This window comes from Caballeronia sordidicola (assembly GCF_001544455.2).
Taxonomy (GTDB): Bacteria; Pseudomonadota; Gammaproteobacteria; order Burkholderiales; family Burkholderiaceae; genus Caballeronia; species Caballeronia sordidicola.
Genome location: NZ_FCOC02000001.1, coordinates 177,768 through 200,155, shown reverse-complemented (window position 1 = coordinate 200,155; position 22,388 = coordinate 177,768). Strand labels below are relative to the sequence as shown.

The 22,388-nt window shown below is 60.7% G+C and carries 23 protein-coding genes; 22 read left to right on the top strand and 1 reads right to left on the bottom strand.

Annotation, left to right across the window (positions count from 1 at the left end; all coding sequences use genetic code 11):
* Positions 1–59: 59 nt before the first annotated feature.
* From AWB64_RS00820 to AWB64_RS30675, 17 genes are all read left to right on the top strand, one after another.
* A complete protein-coding gene (locus AWB64_RS00820) occupies positions 60–515 on the top strand; it encodes a DOPA 4,5-dioxygenase family protein (protein ID WP_060816736.1) in 456 nt (151 codons plus the stop codon).
* Positions 512–1,204 carry an SDR family NAD(P)-dependent oxidoreductase gene (locus AWB64_RS00815; protein ID WP_060816735.1) on the top strand — a complete coding sequence of 231 codons (693 nt, stop codon included), beginning with the start codon at positions 512–514 and terminating at the stop codon, positions 1,202–1,204. The genes AWB64_RS00820 and AWB64_RS00815 overlap by 4 nt, the downstream gene beginning before the upstream one ends.
* A gap of 27 nt (positions 1,205–1,231) precedes the next feature.
* Positions 1,232–2,179, top strand: coding sequence for a LysR family transcriptional regulator (locus AWB64_RS00810; protein WP_060816734.1), 948 nt, complete (start codon positions 1,232–1,234; stop codon positions 2,177–2,179).
* Positions 2,176–2,424, top strand: a complete 249-nt coding sequence (locus AWB64_RS00805) for an EexN family lipoprotein (protein ID WP_060816733.1) — start codon at positions 2,176–2,178, stop codon at positions 2,422–2,424. The genes AWB64_RS00810 and AWB64_RS00805 overlap by 4 nt, the downstream gene beginning before the upstream one ends.
* Positions 2,425–2,643: 219 nt before the next feature.
* Complete coding sequence (locus tag AWB64_RS00800) at positions 2,644–4,647, top strand: conjugal transfer protein TraG (RefSeq protein WP_060816732.1); 2,004 nt, start codon at positions 2,644–2,646, stop codon at positions 4,645–4,647.
* Positions 4,644–5,108, top strand: a complete 465-nt coding sequence (locus AWB64_RS00795; protein WP_060816731.1) for a CopG family transcriptional regulator — start codon at positions 4,644–4,646, stop codon at positions 5,106–5,108. Before AWB64_RS00800 ends, AWB64_RS00795 begins: the two co-directional genes overlap by 4 nt.
* Positions 5,105–6,121, top strand: coding sequence for a P-type conjugative transfer ATPase TrbB (trbB, locus tag AWB64_RS00790; RefSeq protein ID WP_060816730.1), 1,017 nt, complete (start codon positions 5,105–5,107; stop codon positions 6,119–6,121). The genes AWB64_RS00795 and trbB overlap by 4 nt, the downstream gene beginning before the upstream one ends.
* On the top strand, positions 6,118–6,489 hold the full coding sequence (locus tag AWB64_RS00785) for a TrbC/VirB2 family type IV secretion system protein (protein ID WP_060816729.1): 372 nt from the start codon (positions 6,118–6,120) through the stop codon (positions 6,487–6,489). The genes trbB and AWB64_RS00785 overlap by 4 nt, the downstream gene beginning before the upstream one ends.
* On the top strand, positions 6,486–6,758 hold the full coding sequence (locus AWB64_RS00780; protein WP_060816728.1) for a VirB3 family type IV secretion system protein: 273 nt from the start codon (positions 6,486–6,488) through the stop codon (positions 6,756–6,758). The genes AWB64_RS00785 and AWB64_RS00780 overlap by 4 nt, the downstream gene beginning before the upstream one ends.
* A gap of 20 nt (positions 6,759–6,778) precedes the next feature.
* Positions 6,779–9,205 carry a conjugal transfer protein TrbE gene (trbE, locus tag AWB64_RS00775; RefSeq protein ID WP_060816727.1) on the top strand — a complete coding sequence of 809 codons (2,427 nt, stop codon included), beginning with the start codon at positions 6,779–6,781 and terminating at the stop codon, positions 9,203–9,205.
* Positions 9,202–9,930, top strand: coding sequence for a P-type conjugative transfer protein TrbJ (gene trbJ, locus AWB64_RS00770; RefSeq protein ID WP_060816726.1), 729 nt, complete (start codon positions 9,202–9,204; stop codon positions 9,928–9,930). The genes trbE and trbJ overlap by 4 nt, the downstream gene beginning before the upstream one ends.
* A gap of 5 nt (positions 9,931–9,935) precedes the next feature.
* A complete protein-coding gene (locus AWB64_RS00765; protein WP_060816725.1) occupies positions 9,936–10,226 on the top strand; it encodes a hypothetical protein in 291 nt (96 codons plus the stop codon).
* Positions 10,223–11,578, top strand: coding sequence for a P-type conjugative transfer protein TrbL (gene trbL / locus AWB64_RS00760; RefSeq protein WP_060816724.1), 1,356 nt, complete (start codon positions 10,223–10,225; stop codon positions 11,576–11,578). The genes AWB64_RS00765 and trbL overlap by 4 nt, the downstream gene beginning before the upstream one ends.
* Positions 11,579–11,590: 12 nt before the next feature.
* A complete protein-coding gene (trbF, locus tag AWB64_RS00755; protein ID WP_060816723.1) occupies positions 11,591–12,298 on the top strand; it encodes a conjugal transfer protein TrbF in 708 nt (235 codons plus the stop codon).
* Positions 12,295–13,302 (top strand): P-type conjugative transfer protein TrbG, encoded by a 1,008-nt coding sequence (gene trbG / locus AWB64_RS00750; RefSeq protein WP_060816722.1) that lies wholly within the window; start codon positions 12,295–12,297, stop codon positions 13,300–13,302. Before trbF ends, trbG begins: the two co-directional genes overlap by 4 nt.
* Positions 13,289–14,581: a TraB/TrbI/VirB10 family type IV secretion system protein gene (locus tag AWB64_RS00745; protein WP_060817148.1), complete on the top strand. Its 1,293-nt coding sequence runs from the start codon at positions 13,289–13,291 to the stop codon at positions 14,579–14,581. The genes trbG and AWB64_RS00745 overlap by 14 nt, the downstream gene beginning before the upstream one ends.
* The gene (locus AWB64_RS30675) at positions 14,578–14,844 is read left to right on the top strand and encodes a DUF2274 domain-containing protein (RefSeq protein ID WP_075643210.1); all 267 of its coding nucleotides are present in this window, start codon (positions 14,578–14,580) and stop codon (positions 14,842–14,844) included. Before AWB64_RS00745 ends, AWB64_RS30675 begins: the two co-directional genes overlap by 4 nt.
* A 51-nt stretch (positions 14,845–14,895) precedes the next feature.
* On the opposite strand, the gene AWB64_RS00740 is transcribed toward AWB64_RS30675, so the two are convergent.
* Positions 14,896–15,801 carry a hypothetical protein gene (locus AWB64_RS00740; RefSeq protein ID WP_060816721.1) on the bottom strand — a complete coding sequence of 302 codons (906 nt, stop codon included), beginning with the start codon at positions 15,799–15,801 and terminating at the stop codon, positions 14,896–14,898.
* A 481-nt stretch (positions 15,802–16,282) separates the two neighbouring features.
* Here AWB64_RS00740 and AWB64_RS00735 point away from each other — a divergent pair, with 481 nt between their 5' ends.
* From AWB64_RS00735 to qatD, 5 genes are all read left to right on the top strand, one after another.
* Complete coding sequence (locus AWB64_RS00735) at positions 16,283–16,819, top strand: gamma-glutamylcyclotransferase (protein WP_060816720.1); 537 nt, start codon at positions 16,283–16,285, stop codon at positions 16,817–16,819.
* 54 nt (positions 16,820–16,873) lie between these two features.
* Positions 16,874–18,769, top strand: a complete 1,896-nt coding sequence (locus AWB64_RS00730) for a KAP family NTPase (RefSeq protein WP_060816719.1) — start codon at positions 16,874–16,876, stop codon at positions 18,767–18,769.
* A gap of 238 nt (positions 18,770–19,007) precedes the next feature.
* A complete protein-coding gene (gene qatB, locus AWB64_RS00725; RefSeq protein ID WP_208603233.1) occupies positions 19,008–19,613 on the top strand; it encodes a Qat anti-phage system associated protein QatB in 606 nt (201 codons plus the stop codon).
* Positions 19,610–20,887, top strand: coding sequence for a Qat anti-phage system QueC-like protein QatC (gene qatC, locus AWB64_RS00720; RefSeq protein ID WP_060816717.1), 1,278 nt, complete (start codon positions 19,610–19,612; stop codon positions 20,885–20,887). The genes qatB and qatC overlap by 4 nt, the downstream gene beginning before the upstream one ends.
* Positions 20,884–21,693, top strand: coding sequence for a Qat anti-phage system TatD family nuclease QatD (gene qatD, locus AWB64_RS32675; protein WP_063493138.1), 810 nt, complete (start codon positions 20,884–20,886; stop codon positions 21,691–21,693). The genes qatC and qatD overlap by 4 nt, the downstream gene beginning before the upstream one ends.
* Positions 21,694–22,388: the final 695 nt, after the last annotated feature.

Genomic DNA, 22,388 nt, shown 5'->3' with positions numbered 1-22,388 from the left:
CTGTTGCCGCTGCGGCTCGTCATTGAAACGAGCGGTTCTTGCGTAGAGAGATAAGTTATATGTTTGAAAAGATTCCAATGGGAGCACCTCGAGCGTCCGTAGAGGAAGTGCCAATACGATCCATCAAGGCGGTACAGAGCTATCACGCTCACATCTATTTTGACGGTCCGAAGCAAAAGCGCATCGCCGAAGTTCTACGCGAAAACATAGCGCAACGTTTTGCTGTTCTGCTAGGCCGCTGGCACGACAGTCCGATTGGCCCTCATGCGAGGCCGATGTACCAAGTAGCCTTTGCTCCCAATGAATTCGGCCGCTTCGTGCCTTGGCTCATGGTCAACCGGCAGGAGCTGACCGTTTTGGTCCATCCTAATACCGGCCATCCGAAAGCTGACCATTTGGACCATCCCATTTGGATGGGCGTAGCGCTCGAAATTCTAAATCTACACCTTCTTCCTGAGCGGGAAGGACCAGAGCCACAGTTTGCTCCCAACACTCAGCCCACGGTAGCCCCATGAGCGCCATTCCCTATAGCAACGCGCTCATCATCGGGGCTGGCTTCGGTATCAGCGCAGCCCTGACGCGGCATCTTCGCTCTGCAGGACTTCCCGTTGCCATCGCATCTCGTCGTCCTGACAGGCTCGCACCCCTGGTGACCGAAACCGGAGCGATTGCTCTGCCAGTCGATGCCTCTGATTCAAGCCAGATCGAACGACTTTTCGTGGAGGTCGAGGCTCGCATCGGTGCGCCGGAAATCGTGATTTATAACGCCAGCAGTATGGTTCGCGGCCCGATCGCTGACGTCGATCCTATGCAAGTCGAAAGAGCTATCGCCGTTACGGCCTTGGGAGCATTTCATGCCGTACAGCATGCTGCGAAGCGCATGCTTCCCTTCGGGAAGGGGGCAATTCTGATGACGGGGGCCACTGCCGGGATAAAGGGTTTTCCGCGATCGGCGGCGTTTGCAATGGGGAAATTCGCCTTGCGCGGGTTGGCTCAAAGTGCATCGCGCGAACTTACTCCGCAAGGCATACACGTCGCACATATAGTCGTTGATGGCACCGTTGGCACGAATGGCAAATCAGACCCGTCGGATCGCACACTTTCCCCCGATGCCTTGGCGCAATGCTACATGGATCTGTTGCGCCAGCATCGCAGTACCTGGTCTTGGGAGATCGAAGTTCGGCCTTGGTTGGAGAACTTCTGATCACGATGTCTCTGTCGAGTATGTGACATGGAGCTTCGGCATTTACGTTGTTTTATCGCCGTCGCAGAGGAGCTTCACTTTGCGCGGGCGGCTGAGCGACTACACATCGAGCAGTCGCCGCTCTCACGTGCGATAAAAGAACTGGAAGAGGAACTGGACGTACAGCTATTCGTGAGGACTACGCGGAACACCCGCCTCACACGTGCTGGCGAACTCTTTCGGGAACATGTGCCGCGGGTCTTTACTGCTCTCCAGCAGGCGCGTGACAGCGTGAAGGCGGCTGCGAATGGCTTCAACGGTGTGTTGCGTGTCGCGCTCTCTGATGGCATCACGCCGCCACGTTTCTCAAGTTTCCTTGCACTGTGTCGGCAAGAGGAACCCGAGATCGAGATACGCCTGTCGGAAGTACCTTTGGCCGAGCAGATCAAAGGATTGCATCACGATATATATGACGTAGGCTTTTCTAGGTCGAATGAGGTCGCCGATGGGATCATTGCTGAATCGGTCTGGGAAGAACCGCTGATGGTAGCAATTCCCGCTCGCCACCCGCTCTTGACATACAAACGCATCCCGCTTGAAGAAGTATTACGTTATCCCTTGGTACTTGGCGATCCGCAAGCATGTGAGGGCTGTGTGCGTCAGATCGAGCGGGTGTTGCGACAAGTCGATCAAGAACCTCTGATCGCGGAAAGGGTTGCCTCCATTGACTTGATGATGACGCTGGTATCTGCTGGATTCGCGTTGGGGTTAGCTGGTGAGTCACAGATAGCTTTCAGTCGCGAGCTAGATATAGTGGCACGGCCGCTTGCAGGGCAACATCCTATGCTGACCACGTATCTGCTGAGGGCGGATCGCGACCCATCGGAGAACCTGACTCGTTTCATTAAGCGGGTCGGCGCAGTGACATCTTCCAATATCAGAACTAAACCTGATCGCGTGTCCCACGCAGCTAGTCCGGAGGAAATGAAATCATGAGCAGGACAGCGATCTTGTTACTTATCGTTGCTCTGGCCGCCTGCGGAAAATCGGACCCGACCGAGACGGTCGAGTCGCTGATGGCCAATCCCGAGCTATTGAAAGAACTGCAACAGCAGTGCAAAGTTGACCACGCCAAAGTCGGCGATGAACTCTGCGATCGTGTAACCGAAGCAACGCGCAGACGTTTCTTCGGAGATGGCAAGGCACCCTACAACCCACCGAAACAGGCGCCAAAGTTTTAATCGTAATCGAATCGCCGAAAACCTCGGTTTCCTCGCTCGGTACGCTGTAATGCGCCACTGTTTGCAGCGTATTTCTTATATGCGCCTTTGCGCGAAATATTGCATTTTTCTCGATATATCTTCCGATAACGGTCTTTGACCGGCACTGACCCGGCACCGATGCTCCATGGTACGCGGCACGTTTTCGCCGCGTGACGCAGGAGAAAGTCGGAGGCCGGTATGAACGGGACCAGTGTGCTGTTCGGCCAGATGCTGACGGTGTTCGGCATCGTGGTCGCGGGAACTTGGGGTGCCACCCAATGGACCGCCGCACACCTGGGCTACCAGCTACGCCTTGGCTCGCCGTGGTTCGACTGCCTTGGCATTCCGTTCTATCACCCGTGGCGGCTGTTCGAGTGGTGGTACTGGTACGACGCTTATGCGCCGCGCCTGTTCCTCAAGGGTGGCGCCATTGCCGCCGCGAGTGGCGTTACTGCTGCGGGCGTCGCCATCGGGATGTCGGTATGGCGTGCGCGGCAATCGCGCCTCGTCACCACTTACGGTTCGGCACGCTGGGCCGACGCCCGCGACATCCGCAAGGCGGGCCTGACGCAACCGGCGGGCGTCTTTCTCGGCCTGCATGACGGGCAGTACCTGCGCCACGAAGGCCCTGAACACGTTCTGACCTTCGCGCCTACGCGCTCGGGTAAGGGCGTGGGCCTGGTGATCCCCACGCTGTTGAGCTGGCCGGCGTCCGCCGTCATCCACGACATCAAGGGCGAGAACTGGGCCATCACGGCAGGCTGGCGCTCGCGCTTCTCGCACTGCCTGCTGTTCAACCCGACCGATCCGAAGTCGGCCGCGTACAACCCGCTGCTCGAAGTCCGTCGCGGCGCTCATGAAGTGCGCGACGTGCAGAACATCGCGGACATCCTGGTCGATCCCGAAGGTGCGCTCGAACGCCGCAACCATTGGGAGAAGACTTCGCACGCGCTGCTGGTCGGCGCAATCCTGCATGTGCTCTACGCGGGCGAGGACAAGACGCTGCGTGGCGTCGCCAACTTCCTCAGTGATCCGGCTTGCCCGTTCGAGCTGACGCTGCACCGGATGATGACGACGAAGCATCTCGGCGATGCACCGCATCCCGTCGTCGCATCGGCCGCGCGCGAAGTGCTGAACAAGAGCGATAACGAACGATCAGGCGTGCTGTCCACGGCCATGTCGTTCCTCGGCCTGTACCGCGATCCCACGGTAGCCGAAGTCACCTCACGCTGCGACTGGCGCATTGCCGACCTGATCGCGTCCGAGCATCCCGTTTCGCTTTATCTCGTCGTGCCGCCGTCGGACATCAGCCGCACGAAGCCGCTGGTGCGTCTGATCCTCAACCAGATCGGCCGACGCTTGACCGAATCGCTCGACGGCAGCGACGGCATCGCGCGCCGCCACAAGCTGCTGCTGATGCTCGACGAGTTCCCGGCACTGGGTCGGCTCGACTTCTTCGAGACAGCACTGGCGTTCATGGCCGGCTATGGCATCCGCAGCTTCCTGATCGCGCAGTCGCTCAACCAGATCGACAAAGCCTACGGCCAGAACCACTCGATTCTCGACAACTGCCATGTGCGCGTGACATTCGCCACCAACGACGAACGCACGGCCAAGCGCATTTCCGAAACGCTCGGCACCGCTACCGAGCTGCGCGCGCAGCGCAATTACGCCGGCCACCGGCTCGCGCCGTGGCTGGGTCATCTCATGGTGTCGCGCCAGGAAACCGCACGACCACTGTTGACGCCGGGCGAAGTGATGCAGCTCCCGCCCGACGATGCGGTGGTGATGGTGTCCAGTCTGGCACCGATCAAGGCGAAGAAGTTGCGTTACTACACCGACGCAAATTTTAAGCGCCGTGTGTTGCCACCGCCTGCGCTCGCCATCGGGCACTACGCCGATGCGCCGCCGATCCGCCCCGACGACTGGAGCCGGCTGGCGATTCCCACTGTACCGGCCGCGTCGGTCGCCGCTGGTCTGGTCGGCGAAGGCACAGGCGCCGCCGACGACGGTGGGCCACGCAGGCAGCCGGAGTTGTCGGAAGTCTCCGAATACAGCCCCGAACAGCCGCCAGCCGGCAGCGACCTCGCACTGCTCGATGACGACGATCTGCCGCTGCCGCTCCCTCGCCAGTTTGACCCCGCCATGCAACGCACGGCCCGGCTGGCGTCCCTCGATCACGACGACGGACTCCAGCTATGAGCCAGTACCGCCTCAACCTGTTCATCCCGCCCGAGCACGCCCGGCGCCTCGACGAACTGGCGACGAAGAAAGGCGTCTCGAAGTCCAGCATCGTCGCCGCCGCGCTCGCATCCTGGCTCTCGCCCGACGCGGGCGACCAGCGCGAGGCCGCCATCGCCAAACGGCTCGACCGACTCTCGCGCCAGTTCGAAAAGCTGGAGCGCGACCAGAACATCGAGATCGAGACGCTGGCGCTGTTCGTCCGCTACTTCCTCACGGTCAGCACGCCCGTTCCCGAAGCTCACCAGGATGCCGCTCGCGCGCAGGGCAAGGCGCGCTTCGAGCAGTTCGTCGAACAGCTCGGCCGCCACCTGATGCGCGGGCGCAGTCTCGTGCGTGAGGTGGTGGAGGAATTGAACCCCGACGCGGTACGGCTGGACGATGCGGCGGCGCAGGCCGAAGCACAGGAGCGTGCCTCATGAGCGCGCTCATTTCAAACCAGGGCCAATCCTTCGCCACCACATCGCTCGACCGGCGTATCCGCATGTTGCGCACGGCGATGGGACCACTGATCGCCGCCGCGCTCGAAGACCCGGATGTAGTGGAAATCATGCTCAACCCTGATCACACGCTCTGGATTGATCGCCTGTCGTCAGGCCGCGCACCGATGGGCGCCGAGCTGTCCGAGGAAGACGGCGAACGCATTATCCGCCTGGTTGCCGCGCACGTCGGCGCGGAAGTGCATCGGGGCCAGCCGCTGCTGACCGCCGAGCTGCCGGAAACCGGCGAACGCTTCGAGGGCATTCTTCCGCCGGCTGCGCCGGGGCCGGCCTTCGCGTTGCGCAAGCGCGCGGTCGGCGTCATCCCGCTCGAACGCTACATCGCTGACGGCATGATGACCACCGAGCAGGCCGGATTCCTGCGCGACGCGGTGCGCGAGCGGCAGAACATTCTCATCGCCGGCGGCACGAGTACCGGCAAGACCACGCTCGCCAACGCCTTGCTCGCGGAGATCGCTGCGACCGGCGACCGCGTGCTGGTGCTCGAAGACACCATCGAGCTGCAATGCACGGCGCGCGACCACGTACCGCTTCGCACGCGTGCGGGCGTCGTGTCGATGACCGAACTGGTGCGCGCCACGATGCGCCTGCGGCCCGACCGCGTGATCGTCGGTGAGGTACGCGGTGGCGAGGCGCTGGATCTCATCAAGGTCTGGGGCACGGGGCACCCCGGCGGCATCGCCACGATCCACGCAGGTTCCGCGCTCGGCGCTTTGCTGCGCCTCGAACAATTGATCCTCGAAGTAGCGGTGAATCCGCCGCGCGCGCTGATCGCCGAAGCCGTCAACGTCGTCATCCATATCGCCGGCCGCGGCCGGCGTCGCCGCATCGAGCGCATCGCCCGCGTGACCGGCTTCGATGCCACCGGCTACCAGCTCTGCGACGCCATGCCGTCGCCATCCCCATCCGTGCTTCCCTCTGGAGAACTCTCATGAGCTATGCCCATGTTCTGCGCTTTTCCGTAAATCCGCTTGCACGCCTTCGCAGTCTGATTCAACCCGTACGGCAGGGCTTGATGCTGGCCGTCGTGATGCTGGCGCTGACTGGCACCGCGAAAGCGAGCGGCTCGAACATGCCGTGGGAAGCGCCGCTGCAATCCATCCTCGACTCGATCCAGGGGCCAGTCGCCAAGATCGTCGCCGTCATCATCATTATCGTGACGGGCCTCACGCTCGCGTTCGGCGACACGAGCGGCGGCTTCCGACGTCTGATCCAGATCGTGTTCGGTCTGTCGATCGCCTTCGCCGCATCCTCGTTCTTCCTGTCGTTCTTCAGCTTCTCCGGCGGCGCGGTGGTGGCATGAACGAGCCAACCACCATCACCCTCGGCTTCGAGGTGCCGCTGCATCGGTCGCTCACCGAGCCGATCCTGATGGGTGGTGCGCCGCGCACCGTGGCGATCGCCAACGGCACGCTCGCCGCTGCCGTCGGGCTTGGCCTGCAACTGTGGATTCCCGGCATCGCGCTTTGGCTGATCGGCCATTCGCTTGCCGTATGGGGCGCGAAAGTCGATCCGCAGTTCATGCAGATCTTCGCACGGCACCTGAAGCACAAGTCGCTGCTGGACGTGTGAGGACCGGTGGAGACATTCGCATGTTGTACCTCGCCGAATATCGCCAGCGTCCTGCCATGCTCGCCGACTGGCTGCCGTGGGCCGGACTCGTCGCGCCCGGCGTGGCGCTCAACAAGGACGGTTCGTTCCAGCGCACGGCACGCTTTCGCGGGCCGGACCTCGACAGCGCTACACAGGGCGAACTGATCGCGACGACCGCGCGCCTGAATAACGTGCTGCGCCGGTTGGGGTCGGGCTGGGCCTTGTTCATCGACGCCGAGCGCCGGCCGGCAGCCGATTATCCGCACTCGGACTTTCCCGAGGCGTTGTCGTGGCTGGTGGACGAGGAACGGCGCGCCGCGTTCGAGCAGACCGGCAGCCACTATGAGAGTGGCTATCACCTGACGATGGTGTACCTGCCGCCGGAGGAATCGCGCGCCCGCGCCGCGAAGCTCCTGTACGAGAACACGCCCACGTCCGGCGTGGACTGGCGCGAACGGCTCGCCGCCTTCGTCGCGGAAACCGATCGCGTGTTCGACTTGCTCGACGGCGTGATGCCGGAGATCACCTGGCTCGACGACAGCGAGACGCTGACGTACCTGCACGCAACCATCTCGACGCGGCGCTACCGCATCGGTGTGCCCGAAGTACCGTTTCATCTCGACGCGCTGCTGGCCGACTCGGCATTGATCGGAGGCCTCGCACCTATGCTGGGCGATCAGCACCTGCGGGTCGTGACGGTGCGCGGCTTTCCGACCTCGACTTGGCCGGGCCTGCTCGATGACCTCAACCGGCTCGGTTTCGCTTACCGCTGGTGCACGCGCTTCCTCTGTCTGGACAAGGCCGAAGCAGAGAAGGAGCTGACGCGGCTGCGCCGGCAATGGTTCGCCAAGCGCAAGAACGTCATTGCATTGCTGCGCGAAACCATCTTCCAGCAGGAATCGCCGCTCGTCGATACCGACGCGAGCAACAAAGCGATGGATGCCGACGCCGCCTTGCAGGAACTCGGCAGCGATCAGGTGGCGTTCGGCTACGTGACGGCGACCGTAACCGTCATGGACACGGACGCGGCGGCGGCCGACGAGAAGCTGCGGAGGATCGAGCGCGTCATCCAGGGCCGGGGCTTTGTCACGATTCCCGAAACCCTTAATGCGGTCGAAGCGTGGCTCTCGTCGATTCCCGGCCACGCCTACGCCAACGTGCGGCAGCCGAGCATTTCCACGCTGAACCTCGCGCACCTGATGCCGCTGTCGGCGGTGTGGGCCGGGCCGGAGAAGAACAAGCACCTTGACGGGCCGCCGCTGATCGTCACGCGCACTGACGGCGACACGCCGTTCCGGCTGGTGACGCACATCGGCGATGTGGGCCACACGCTGGTGGTCGGTCCGACTGGCATGGGCAAGTCGGTACTGCTCGCCACGCTGGCGATGCAGTTCCGCCGATATCGCGGCTCGCGCATCTTCGCGTTTGACATGGGCCGTTCGATGCGCGCCACGATCCTCGGCCTGGGCGGCGAGCACTACGACCTCGGCTCCGATGGCGCAATCGCGTTCCAACCGCTCGCGCGCATCGACCGCGAAAGTTACCGCACCTGGGCCGTCGAATGGGTCGAAGGCCGTCTGCTGCACGAGGGTATTGCCGTCGGCCCTGACGAGAAGACCACCGTATGGTCGGCGCTCGGCAGCCTCGCCGGTGCGCCGGTCGAACAGCGCACGCTCACGGGCCTGTCGGTGCTGCTCCAGTCCAATGCGCTGCGCCAGGCGCTCGCGCCTTACGTGCTCGGCGGTGCGCACGGTCGGCTGCTCGATGCCGATCATGACCGGCTCGGCAGCGCCGACGTGCAGGGCTTCGAGATGGAGGAGCTGATGCCGAGCAAGGCGGCGGTGCTCGCCGTGCTCGGCTACCTGTTCGCGCGCTTCGACGAGCGGTTCGATGGGGCACCGACACTACTGATCCTTGACGAGTCCTGGCTGTTCCTCGACGACCCGGTGTTTGCCGCGCGTATCCGGCAGTGGCTCAAGACGCTGCGCAAGAAGAACGTCAGCGTGATCTTCGCCACGCAGTCGCTCGCCGACATCAAGGATTCGAGCATCGCGCCCGCGATCATCGAGAGCTGCGCGAGTCGCATCTTCCTGCCAAACCCGCAGGCGACTGAGCCACAGATTCGCACGATCTACGAAGGCTTTGGCCTGAACAGCCGGCAGATCGAGATCGTCGCCACCGCGGAACCCAAGCGCGACTACTACTACCAGTCGCGTCTCGGCAATCGCCTGTTCGACCTCGACCTGGGGCCGGCCACCCTGGCATTCGCCGGTGCTTCAACGCCTCAAGACCAGCGCGACATTGACCGCGTGTTGCTGAACGCCGGCACGCCCGGCTTCGCCGGCGCCTGGCTGCGTCATAGCGGCCTCGACTGGGCCGCCGACCTCATGCCTTCGTTCCTCACGCCATCGGAGATTCAGCCATGAAGAAGACCGGGCTGGCCGTCGTCACGGCCTTGTTGCTGTCAGTGTCGTCCACGAGCTTCGCACAGTGGGCGGTGTTCGACGCGGCCAACTACTCGCAGAACCTGCTGACTGCCGCGCGCGAACTGCAACAGATCGACAACCAGATCCAGCAGTTGCAGAACGAGGCAACGATGCTGGTCAACCAGGGCCGCAATCTCACGAGCCTGAACTTCAATTCGCTGTCGCAGTTGCTGTCCACGCTGGCGACGACGAACCAGTTGATTTCGCAGGCGCAGGGACTGACGTTCAACGTCGCGCAGTCACAGGCGACGTTCAACCGGCTGTATCCGTCGTCCTATGGCGCTGGCACGAGCAACGCGCAGATGGTGCAGGACGCACAGACGCGCTGGCAGACCTCGGTGCAGGCATTGCAGACCTCGACGCAGATGCAATCGCAGGCCGCGCAAAACCTGCTGTCCGACCAGGGGGTGTTGAGCAGCCTGGTGACGCAGAGCCAGGGCGCGGTCGGTGCCTTGCAGGCGAGCCAGGCGACAAACCAGTTGCTCGCGCTGATCGCACGTCAGGCGATCCAGTCTCAGCAGCTCACCGTGTCGCAGCAGCGCGCCGCGGCACTGGACCAGGCGCGGGCAGCGGCCGACGAGGCACAGGCCCAGCAGGTCCGTACCCGCTTCATCGGCGGCGGCCCGCAATACACGCCGCAGTCGGTGAGCTTCTACGGGAACTGACGGCAATGCGCGGCCCACTGGTCCTGCCCATCATCGCCATGCTGACCGCTTGCGGTCGGCATGAGCCGGCGTTGACTGCCGATGCACTCGCACATGATCCGCAGCGGCTTTACGCGCTGCGCCATCGCTGCACCGTTGCGCACGCACACATGGACAGGGCGATCTGTCGCGTCGTGGACGCGGCGTATGCGCGGCGCTTCTTCCTTGGTCTGGGCGGTGTCGGCGAGTACCAGACGCTCGCCGAGCTACCGCCGATTCCGGCGAGCTTCGAGGCGTCGCAAGGAGATCGGCCATGAATGATCTTTCCGTCATCGACCAGTTCCTGGCCGTCTTCTCGCAGTACATCGACTCAGGCTTTGGTCTGCTGCACGGCGAAGTCGCCTATCTCTCGGCCACGCTGATCGTGATCGACATGACGCTCGCGGGCCTGTTCTGGGCGATGGGTGGCGAGGAAGTGCTGGCGAAGCTGATCCGCAAGACGCTCTACGTCGGCGCGTTCGCCTACATCATCGGCAACTTCAATACGCTCGCGGGCATCGTCTTCCGCTCGTTCGTGGGCCTCGGCCTGCTCGCTACAGGTTCGTCGCTGAGCATTGGCAACTTCCTGCAACCGGGACGTTTGGCCGCCGTCGGTGTTCAGGCCGGTCAGCCGATTCTGCAACAGGTCGGCACGATGTCCAACGGCGTCACCGCGGTCTTCAGCAACATCGACATGATCGTGATCCTGCTGCTCGCCTGGGTCGTCGTGGTCATCAGCTTCTTCATCCTGGCCGTGCAGCTTTTCGTGACGCTGATCGAGTTCAAGCTGACCACGCTCGCAGGCTTCGTGCTGGTGCCGTTCGCACTCTGGAACAAGACCGCGTTTCTTGCCGAGAGGGTGTTGGGCAACGTGGTGTCGTCGGGCGTCAAGGTGCTGGTACTCGCCGTCATCGTCGGCATTGGCTCGACGATCTTCAGTCAGTTCCAGACGCCGGCCGGCACCGATCCCTCGCTGAACCACGCACTCGCCATCATGCTGGCCTCGCTCACGATGCTGGGACTCGGCATCTTCGGGCCGGGCATTGCGACCGGCCTGGTGTCCGGTGCGCCACAGCTCGGCGCGGGCGCTGCCGCTGGCACGGCGCTCGGCGTTGCGGGTCTTGCTGTCGCCGGCGGCGCAGCCGTGGTGACCGGCGGCGCGGCAGTTGCCGCTGGCGCACGCCTCGCTGCGCGTGGTGCAGTCGGCACCGCGCGCGCAGCCAGCGGCGCCGCATCGGCGTATCGCGCCGGCGCAACCGCGTCCGGTGCGACGGGCGCGCGAGCTTTCGGTGCTGGCGTGGCCAACGTCGCGCGCAGTGGCGGGCAGGCCGCCGGTGAGCGGGTCGCGGCAGGTGCCCGTGCCGTGCGCGATCGCGTGGCGCCCGCTGCCGGCGCAAGCACCGGCACATCGTTCACTTCGCGCGAAGCCGCGAGCGAAACATCCACGTCGTCGACGATCGCCGATAACGCATCGCCGGCATCCGTCGACAAGCCGCCCGACTGGGCGCAACGCCTGCAACGTAGCCAGCACATCGCGCATGGCGCAACGACCGCCACGCATGTCGTGCGCTCGGCCGATCACGGCGGCGGCGGAGCCGCGCCGGACATCAACGATTCCTCAAACGAGTAAGGGAGGCGAGCCATGCGCTTCACACGACCCGGCGTGCGCTACAGCGAATCACCTGCGCCCGCCACGCCTTATCAGGCCGCCGCGCAGGTATGGGATGAACGCCTCGGCAGCGCGCGCGTGCAGGCGAAGAACTGGCGGTTGATGGCCTTCGGCTGCCTGGGCCTTGCGCTGCTGATGGCTGCGGGCCTTGTCTGGCAGTCCGGCCAGTCGCGCGTCACGCCCTACGTGGTCGAGGTCGATCACGCCGGGCAGGTCCGCGCGGTCGGGGCAGCTACGACACCGTACCGGCCAACCGATGCACAGATCGCGTACCACCTGGCGCGCTTCGTGACCGACGTGCGTTCGCTGTCGATCGACCCGGTGGTGGTACGGCAGGACTGGCTTGAAGCCTACGGCTACACCACTGACCGGGGCGCGGCGACGCTGAACGATTACGCGCGCGCTCATGATCCGTTCGCCCATGTCGGGCAGGACTCCGCATCGGTGGACGTGACCAGCGTAGTGCGCGTCAGCGATACCTCGTTCCAGGTGCGCTGGACCGAACAGCACTTCAACGACGGCACACCCACCGGCACTGAGCAATGGACGGCGATGCTCACGCTCGTCATGCAAACCCCGCGCACCGAGCAGCAGGTGCGCCGTAATCCCCTCGGCATTTACATCAACGGGCTGTCCTGGAGCCGTGACCTGGACGCGCCTGAAGGAGCGAAGAAGCCATGAAACCGTCAATCACCGCCATTGCCTTCCTCGGCCTCCTAGGCAGCCTTGCCGGCTGCGCCGCGCAAGGCAAGCCGCCGCCGGCGATCTCGCTGGACGAATCCGTCAAGGCGCAGCCGTTGCCGGAACCGCCCAAGCCGGTCGCGGTCGTGGAAGTGCCGAAGCCCTTGCCGTTGCCGGACCAGATGAAGCCGCTGCCGGGCAATGCCGATGCGAAGCTGGCACCGGAACTCGCAGACGCGAAAGCCCGTGTCGAGCAGGCTAATGCCGAGGCCAGTGTGGTGCCGACACGCGAGGGCTACATCAACGCGATCCAGGTCTGGCCGTTCTCCGATGGTGCGCTGTATCAAGTTTATGCGAGTCCTGCCCGCGTGACGGTCATCAGCTTGCAGCCGGGCGAGGAACTGGTAACGGTCGCCGCCGGCGATACCGTTCAGTGGATCGTGGGCGATACCGCGAGTGGCAGCGGTGCGAGCCGGCGCGTGGCCGTCATGGTCAAGCCAGTACACGCGGGGATCAAGACGAATCTCGTCATCACGACTAGCCGGCGCACCTATCTGCTCGAACTCACGTCCACCGCGAAAGCGTGGATGGCATCCGTGTCGTGGGAATATCCGAAGGACCAGATGCTGGCCTTGCAGGCTCAGGCACAGGCCGCCGATGCGCAGGCACCGGCCGCGGAAGGGCTGTCGCTCGACCAGTTGCATTTCCGCTATGCGATCACGGGCGACAGTCCGTCGTGGAAGCCGGTACGCGCCTTCGACGACGGGCAGCACGTCTATATCCAGTTTCCTGCCGGCATCGCGCAGGGCGAATTGCCACCGTTGTTCGTGGTCGGCCCCGATGGCAAGGGCGAGCTGGTGAACTACCGTTTCCATGCGCCTTACGACATCGTGGATCGCCTGTTCGGCGCGGCCGAGCTGCGTCTGGGCGGAGACAAGGCGGCCGTGGTACGCATCGAGCGTACCGATGGCGTCGCTGCGGGAGCCGGTCATGGGCACGACTGACCACGAGGCCCAGCCCGCACCGAAGGTCGCGCCCGAGGGCATTGCGTTGCGCGCAGCACCGCGCGCGGTTACGCGGCTCAATCGTCGCACGCTGGCCTTCTCCGCCACGCTGCTCGCAGTGGCCGTGGCTGGCGCGTCGATGTGGGCGCTGCAATCCAAGGACCGGCACGGCTCGGGCGATAAGACCAACCTCTACAACGTCGATCGGATCGCCAAAGCCGACGACCTCGACCAGTTGCCGGCCGACTACTCGAAGCTACCAGCCAAGCCCGCGCCAGCGTCGCCGCCCAGCGTGCCGCAGCTCGGTCCGCCATTGCCCGGCGACTGGGGCGCAGCGTCGGCGATGCCGCCGCTGCCGGGTGGCAATGTCAATCCGGGACCATCGGCCGAGAACATCGACCGGCAGCGCCACGCCGACGAGATTGCGCGCTCGGCGGTGTTCTTCCACACCGGCAGCGACGCCGGCAAGCCCGATGCGGTCTCCGCGTCGGCGGGCACTACGCCGATGGCGAATGCCGGGGCAGGCGCATTCAATCCGATGGGTGCTGGCCGGGCATCCACAGCCGCGCAACCCAACGACCCGACGGCGATCCAGAACCGGCAGGACCAGAAAGAAGCTTTCATGGCCAAGGGCGGCGATGCTGCGACAAGTAACACGGGCAGCTTGCTGGCGCCGGCCTCGCCGTACACGGTCATGTCTGGCACGGTCATTCCGGCGGCGCTGGTGACTGGCATCAATTCCGACCTGCCCGGAGAGATCATCGCCGAGGTCACGCAGCCCATATACGACACGGCAACCGGCCACTATCTGCTGATCCCCCAAGGTTCGCGTCTGATCGGCCGCTACGACAGCCAGGTCGCGTTCGGGCAGCAGCGCGTGCTGCTGGTATGGCTGCGCCTGGTGTTGCCCGATACCTCGTCGATCGCGCTCGACAAACTGCCGGGTATTGACCCGGCCGGCTATGCGGGCCTGGAAGATGGCGTGGACTGGCATTGGGGGCGCATTCTGACGGGTGCTGTGCTGTCCACGATGCTCGGCGTCGGCTCTGAGCTGGCCGTCTCGAATCAGGGCAGCGCCAACGGCAATACGGTTATCGCGTTGCGGGATAGCTCGCAGGACACGGCCAATCAGGTCGGTCAGGAAATCACGCGCCGCGACCTGAGCATCCAGCCGACGCTGACAGTACGGCCGGGGTTTCAGGTCAATGTGATGGTGAACAAGGATCTGGTGTTGCGGCCGTACCAGCCGCTCTTTGTCCAGCGAGGGCCGATGCCGTGAGTACAACTCCGAAGAAGCTACGGCTGGGGCCGTTGCCCGATACGCAGACCGTCAAGCTGACGTTTTCATGTCCAGCCCATCTGAAAGTCGACCTTGACCGTTATGCGGCGCTCCACACGCAGACCTACGGCGACGCGGTCGACGCTACGACGCTGATCCCACACATGCTCGAGGCATTCATGACTGCGGACCGAGGTTTCCGTAAGGGCGCCAAAGCTGTGCATCATAGTTCTCCGGCGAGACGCGATGCAAATCCATCTTAGTGCGCCCAAGAATCGATGGGTCGGTAAGCCGTGTTTGGAAAGAGTAGCTGCTTATGGCAGAGAGATCCCAAAGGGCACAAGCGCATCCTTCACCGTTTTATATGCGTCCGACGTTGCGCTCAGCATCTGAGTTGCAGCGGCTACACCGCTTAGGAGCGAGTTGAGCGTTAGACGACTTGGCTTCGGTTTGTCTACCTCAGCGATGGTGTTCTCAATCAGTTCTTGTGCCTCGTCGCGCTCGTCTGTCGAGATATTTGCTTTGCCTAGGTCAGCTTGAACCGCTTGTAGTGCGCTTTTTAGATTAGCAAGCTGGTCGGCGCCGACAACCTGCTGGACGTGCGCTACCGCGTCAGGTCCGGTCTGCACCGCGCCGACTGCGCCGTGGAAGTTAAATATATTACCCGTTGCCACGCGAACACCTCCCGTTATCTCCTCGGCCCAACTGTCGAAGTCGATTCCCTTAGAGAATAGATCCATCCCATGACGACCAGCCCGTCGGTGAACTACATATTGCTTTGCACACAGGTCATCGATTACTGCTTCGAAATCGCTTTGATATGAAGCCAGCGATTCGTTGGTCGCGCTCTTAAACGCTGCCATGAATTCATAGATTTGCAACAGCCTGCCATCGGCAAGCACGCTCAGTTTCTTAAAAAGAAGCTTCGCGATTTTTTTGCGCATAATTGCGCCGGCTGGTGACGGTTGCTCACTATTAAGGGATTCACGAACCGAAAGGCCGCTGATCGGGTCCGAAGACACTTCGAGGCAGTTAGATTCCGCCAGTTGGACCCAACGATGTGCCACATACAATTGAAGATCCGCCTGCCCCGGTTGTTCCGCTTGATACATGGTTTGGGCACGGTATATCGCATCCTTCCATGTAAATAAATTTGCGACTCCCGGAAAGAGCGTCATCAGTTGTGCAATCGCTGCATCGACATTGGCACTGTAGTTCACCAGACCCTTCCATCCATTTAGGTTATTGCTTTCCACAGAACTTCCCGAAGTTCATTGCAGTGCGGTTCGAGCAGCTCGCTACAGCCGCTGGCCCAACAGGGTTACTCATGACTAATGAAGCTAGGGGCAATGCGGTCAGCAATTCTACGCCTGCCCGTGCTTTGTGTCAGGTCTCTTCGGCTCTTCTGGAGAATTCGCGTGGGTGCGCGTAAGTGATACTCTGAGATACGCCGACGCAGCCACTGGGCATACTCCTTGGTGGTCCGGATGCCGAGACTAATCAGAAGCCTTGGCGACTCACGTAAGGCCGTAGTATGTAGCCTTTGATCGCTTCAGTCATTTTCACGGCGAGTTTAACAGCGGCCATTTTTTGGGGGAATGTTGCGTTCTCGCTCGGCGCGCCGCAGCTGTGCTCGCGCCTCAGCGTTTCGTTGGGGGAAATCCCGGCACGAGGTCCTCAAATCTCCAAAGGTGAAATGCCATGTGGGTATTTGGATATGGTTCGCTAATGATAGACGGATGGGAGGACGGCTACGGCTGCACGCAGCGGGTTGTCGCCGAACTCCGTGGTTATCAGCGTGTTTTCGACAAAGCGTCGATTGTGAACTGGGGAACACGTGCGTGTCCGTGTCCTACGCTCAATCTGAGGCCTTGCTCAAAGTTGGATGGGTGCGTTGGCACTGCCTTCGAGTTTCCGGATGAACGTAGGGTCGATGTCGAGGCATACTTGGTGAAACGGGAGGGTAAGGGGTTTGAACTGAAGAGCCTTGAGGTTACAGCAACTGGCGCCGGAGTAGTGCAGGCGCTCGTGCCTATCTATACGGGGAAGAATGTCTTGATCGCAACGTCGAGGGATGATTTGTTGAAGCTCATTCAGCAAGCTAGCGGAAAATCGGGGAATTGCACCACATACGTCTTGAATGTCTACGACGAACTAGCGAAGGCCGGTATTCAGGACGCCGCCGTCACTTCGCTTCGAAATTTCTTGGTCAAATTTGCGAGAGAACATGGACAATGAAACCGCTTGGACAATTGCAAAGCTGAGTTATGAAGTTTATGGGAGCTAGCGGCAATGTGGACTGACAACGAAACTGCACAGGACTTTCTGAACTTCAATGGTATCGCCAAGACTGTTGCGGAGATTATCCGGCAGGCTCACGCTCGTCCTGTCTCTATTGGTGTTTCCGGCGCCTGGGGTGTTGGAAAGTCTTCGATGATCAAGTTGATTCGCAAGGAGTTATCGGAGGAGCAAGACAAAGCCCCGAAAACGACTGACGGCGATCAACAGGCAAATGATTTTATCTTTGTTGAATTCAACGCGTGGCTTTACCAAGGTTACGATGACGCACGAGCCGCGCTAATCGAGGTCGTCGCTTCGACGTTGGCAGCGGAAGCGGAACGACGAAAGACGGCGGTAGATAAAGCGAAAGATTTACTTGCTCGGGTCAACTGGTTCCGTGCAATGAAACTCGCAACAGGTTCCGCGGCATCCATAGCACTGGGCCTCCCTCCGCCCGGATTTTTGGGGGAGCTGTGGGGCATTGGGAAAAATCTGATTGCTGGTCAATTCGATAAAGACGACTTGGGCGAGGTCAAGACGGCAGCAGAAGACGGTGAAAAGACCGTAACCGGACTCCTAAAACCCAAGAAGGTATCGTCGCCGCCTAAAGAAATTGAGGCACTTCGAAGCAACTTTGAAGATGTGCTCAAGGATATGGGCGTCACGCTCGTGGTACTTATCGATGATCTGGATCGTTGCTTGCCAGAGACTACGATTTCTACGCTGGAGGCAATCCGTCTGCTTCTCTTCTTGGAGCACACGGCATTCGTTATCGCGGCCGACGACGAGATGATAAAGCACGCAGTTAAACGTCACTTCCAGGGTGTGGATGACGATTTGGTCGTTAACTACTTCGACAAGCTCATTCAGGTTCCGATTCGCGTTCCGCCACTAGGAACGCAGGAGGTCCGAGCATATATGATGATGTTGTTCGTCGAAAATAGTGGTTTAGAATTAGAAGAAAGAGAACGAATTCGAAGCGCGGTCTGCGCTCAGTTGGGCCTCACATGGCAAGGAAAGCGTGTAGATCTAAGGTTCATCAGAAGTCTTAATGACAAATTACCTGATGAGCTAATAGCTCGGCTTGATGTTGCAGACCGTCTCGCTCCATTGATGACAAGCGCGACGGGAATTGCCGGCAATCCACGCCTGATAAAGCGATTCTTGAACGCTCTTTCGATCCGCATGTCGATGTCTCGCGCCCAGGGCGTTGGGGTGGATGAGTCTGAACTTGCAAAGGTGCTTCTGTTTGAGAGGTGCGGTAATCCCAAGGCGTATTTGGATCTGATCAAGGCTGTTACAGAAAGCGATGACGGAAAGCCTGCATTTCTTCTGGACTGGGAGCAAAAATCCATGGCGGGGGAGACAGTTGACAGAAGGCCGCCATGGGATGATTCGTTCATCACGGAATGGCTGCGATTGCCACCGCAATTAGGTGGAGCGGATCTGCGAGGGGCGCTCTATGTGAGTCGCGAACATGCCCCATTGATTACGCCAGAAGACCGGCTGTCAGCTGAAGCTGCCGACCTCCTGGAAGCGTTGCTTGAGCATCCCGAAATGGCGGGCAGTATCAGAGATCGACTTGTTGCCCTGCCGCGGTCTGAGACGTCAGTAATTATGGATAGGCTGCTAGGCCGCGCCCGTCAGGAACAGGAATGGGGAGCACCTCCGATTTTGGACGCCTGTATGGCTGTGGCGGCTGCAGATGCGCCACAAGGAGCCCGTCTTTCAGGATTTTTGAAAGAGCGCCCGGCCGCGCAAATCAAGGCCAGCATTGTTCCCAAGATTGCCGATGAGCAGTGGTCAAAGACTGTTTTTGATGCGTGGAACGATGATGACGATGTTGCCAAGCCAGTAAAGAATGCAATAAAGGCAAGGAGGGGCAGTGGGAACGTCGCAATCAAGTAGTGGGTCGCCGTCGGGCGTTCCCATGGTTCCGCCATGGGTTCCTGATATTTCGCTCCCACCACCGTTACCCGAAAGCGCTCCAACCGAGGCGGCGCCAGCGCCAGGAGAGCCTACGCCTGTTGCTCCTCCTTCAGCACCTGCTGAGTCTCAGCAACCGATCCCGATAGCACCCGCTCGCCGATTTCTTGGCGCCAACCGAAATTTGGGGGAATACGCACGTAGCGGAGATCGCGCAAGCATGCGCCGCGGCCTCGGGCAATATGTAAGGAAGGGCTATGGGGGAAGTGCGACGGCAACTCGTCGTATGGGAGGCACCGCGCAGACTGCGCAGGCGCTGTACTCAGCACTTTCCGGCGTGCAAGGAGATTCTGCTGGAGCACCAGGTAATCCCCTTGACCCCGCGCTGAACGTTGGTAAATCGGCCGATGAAGTTATGGATGCTGTGGTCGAAGCAGTCCGTCCAGTCGATGGCACACAGGACGCCGAGGCGAGCCGAACTTCGATTAAGGACGCTCTTTCGGATGTTCTTAACCAATTTCCGGATGCGGATCTGTTGAACCTACTTCCGGAGCAGCGTGAGCTGGCCGTCGAGCGTTTTGTGGCTGGAGATGTTTTTCGTCGCATCGACCTAGACATAGGCCGAACCATCCGTGAGAAGGCCCCGAACGCCGCTATTGGGCTTGGTCGACTCAAGGAAATTCGGGAGTACGTTCGGGAAACGGTCGCGGCCTCATTCCGGAGGCTCAGAGAAGCCGGGCAGCATTTGTCAGCGGGGAGGATTACCCAAATTGTCCAGAGCGCGATTCGAGAGACTTTCCTAGTATTTGAAGGGTATGCCGAATGAAAATTACATGTGCGCTTTCAGATTTCGATTTTTCCGGAATCGCCAGCGATCTCGATGTGGTGCTCTACGGCAACTCGGGCAATCCTATGCGAGGGTCTGTTGGTGCGGCATTGAAACAAGCCATTGTGCGAGAGAAAGTTGCTCCTGCGGCTCGGGCATGGGATTTGTTGTCGCTTGCACTAGCCGTTGTGTCCTCGGACCTTGCCGGTCACAGAGACCGCAGTCCGGACGGGTGGACCAGAGAGTTCGATCTGACGGTATCGGTTGCCGATGCGCCATTCTGGAACGATAACGCTGCAACGTTACAACAGCTGCTAGCGTACCTAAGCACGGATCGTTGGACTTTGCGATTTGTCGAGGGAGGCATCTTTCCACAGCCCGAACGGCAACCAGAGCATCCATCAGAGGACTGTATCGTCTTGCTTTCTGGAGGATTGGACAGCTACATCGGCGCCATCGATTTGGTGGAGCAGGGTAGGCGGCCGCTCGCGGTCAGTCAAATGGTTCGAGGCGATGGTGAAAAGCAAGTGGCATTCGCTGCGGAAATTGGTGGAGGTCTTCGTCATTTCCAAGTGAACCACAATGCCGACGTTCCAGACGCCGAAAATCCGCCGTCGCAGCGTGCACGCTCAATTATCTTTCTCGCTTACGGCGTACTCATGGCGACGACCCTAGCACGGTACCACGCGGGTGACGAAGTCACGCTATACGTGTGTGAGAATGGTTTTATCGCGCTCAACCCTCCTCTGACAGGTGGGCGACTCGGAAGCCTCAGCACTCGGACAACGCATCCCATCGTTTTTTCATTGTTGCAGCAGGTATTGGACGCTGCCGGTCTACGAGTCCGGATTGTCAATCCGTATCGCTTTAAGACCAAAGGCGAGATGCTCGAGGAATGCCTCGGACAGCCCCTGCTTGCCGCGCACGCGTATCAGACAACAAGCTGCGGGCGATTCAAGCAATTTGGCTATAAGCACTGCGGGCGGTGTGTACCGTGCTTGGTTCGGCGAGCTGCATTTCACGCATGGAATGGAGGCGACACGACTCACTACGTCTATGACAATCTCGCCTTGGATGATGATGAGCATGCTGGTTTCGATGACGTTCGCTCAGCGCTGATTGGCATCGCAGAACGCCGGGAGGTAGGAACTAATCGGTGGCTCGGCTCCACGTTAAGTTCAAGCCTGGTGACTGACAAGCCGTCTCTTGCTGCGGTGGTCGAACGAGGCCTGGCGGAAATCGAGTCGCTAATGCTTGCGCTGGGTGTGCGGTGATCGATTTTCATGCACATCTAGACCTCTATCCCGATCCCGAGTTGATCGTGAAGGAGATCATTGCGCGGCGGGTATATGTTCTATCAGTGACGACGACGCCAAGCGCTTGGAAAGGTACCTCTGCGCTCGCCGCATCAGGCTCACGGATAAGGACAGCGCTCGGTTTGCATCCGCAAATCGCACATGAGCGAATCGGAGAACTGCCGCTCTTTGATAAGCATTTGCATGAGACCATGTATGTCGGAGAGATCGGTCTAGATGGTGGACCTGAGTTAAAGCAGCACTGGCATACACAGGTCGCTGCCTTTGATCACATACTGAATGCCTGTCAGTTTGTTGGTGGCAGAATCATGTCTATTCACAGCCGTCGTGCAGCCAAGGCAGTGTTAGATCGCTTGGAGGCATTTCCCAGAGCCGGGACGCCAATTCTTCATTGGTTTACAGGCGGCAAGCGAGACCTAGAGCGGGCAATCGCTCTAGGCTGTTGGTTCAGCGTCGGCCCCGCCATGTTGGTCTCCGAGAAGGCACGATCGTTGGTAAGAAGTATGCCTATAGATCGTGTGCTGACAGAGACCGACGGTCCGTTTGCGCAGATTTCTGGCGAAAGTGCCAAACCGTGGGATGCTGGGAGAGCCACGGCCAAGCTTGCTGAGTTGTGGGGGGGTATGACGGTAGAGGAGACTGATCGCCTGCTGCACGCCAACCTGCGTTGCCTTGTAGGAGTCGCGGCTTCATTGCAGGGGGGCCTGGAGATGATTGTTGAGACGGGACCACTCGGATATCCGAGATGTTGTGCTGAGTGTTAGTCGGTTGCTTGTCAAGCAAGAATCCAAGGGACATCTGCGCTGGTATGATGAACGCCGATTGACAATGGTGTCGCCGGAGTCGTTACCCGCAAATCGCGCTGTCTTCAGTGCTAGCAAAGGGCGTGTGTTTCTGACGGTAAAAGCGACGGTAAAGGCCCATGTCGATCATAGCCAAATCCTTTAACCACGCGGGTTTGGGCGATCTGTTGATGATCGAGTGGGCCCAGCATGCGTCAGCGCACTGGATCATAGTCCAACGAAACGCATACGGGTTCGTCAGGGCACATCTGCTGCACGTATCAGACGTTTATCGTGCCGCCTACGAGTTCAGTCAGTCCTCGAAATCGCGAGGATCGCGGTCTTGGTGATGCCGGATGATCATTCCTTCGGAATGCTCACCGGTGACTGGTCACCGACGAAGGCGATACGTTCCCACCGGCGTGCCGTCATGTGCGGCATTTAGTGAAGCGTCGCAAATTCTGCTCGTGACGCTGAGCTGGAACATTTCGAGTCATTCGCCGTTGTCCTGATTGAAGAAGTTGTTCATGTTTCATCGCGCGTCGCTGATCGGCGATTTCGGGAACCTGCAAGGATCACGGTGCCCGACAAGTCATGAATGAGCCGGCAGACGTCAGAGTCGTCTGACCCACGCGCCGGTTCGTACCGATCTGCATACGGAGTGCGACCGATTTTTC